This window comes from Blastopirellula marina (genome assembly GCF_002967715.1).
In the GTDB taxonomy this organism is placed as follows: domain Bacteria; phylum Planctomycetota; class Planctomycetia; order Pirellulales; family Pirellulaceae; genus Bremerella; species Bremerella marina_B.
The window spans coordinates 1-533 of sequence record NZ_PUIA01000027.1 but is presented as its reverse complement, the minus strand read 5'-3'; the positions used below and the strand labels follow the sequence as shown (position 1 = coordinate 533).

Below are 533 nucleotides of genomic sequence, written 5' to 3'. Positions count from 1 at the left end.
CGTTTCTTCTTTCATTTCGGCGGCGATCTCTTCCAGCGCCGTTCCCATCGCCCGGTTCCCCATGCTGTGGGCGATCAGGTTGATCGACTCGGCTTCGCTTTGCTGGGCAACCTTTAGCAGAAACTCTTTCAGGTGCGAGACGGTCCAGAGCGAGTTATCGCGATCGGTCGCATAGCCCAGCAGATCGGCCTGTGATGGCCAGCTATAGAACATCGGCACGCCAGTAAACTTCAAGTCGTACGCCATTTGCGCCGTGCGGCGAGCGGCGTCTTCAAACGAGACGTTGTAGCCATGCACAAAGATCAAAATCTCGCGCCGTGGCGATTGGGCGACCATTGCGCGTAGATCGGCGAAGAACGCCTCCTCCTCCTTCGAGAGGACTTCGAGCAACACGACATGCTTTTCGGGACGTTCGGTCAGCTCCAGCTTGAGGATCGACGGCGCTTCCAATTGGCCAACTTCATGCACTTCGGGAATGCTGATGTGACAGGCGCCAAACTGCAGTCCGCCACGGCCGCCGCTAAACATCGCGC

The 533-nt window shown here is 58.0% G+C and carries 1 protein-coding gene; it reads right to left on the bottom strand.

What is annotated here, in order from left to right; translation table 11 throughout:
* On the bottom strand, window positions 1-533 hold a 533-nt coding region (locus tag C5Y96_RS09330; RefSeq protein WP_114322169.1), incomplete at both ends, for an alpha/beta hydrolase.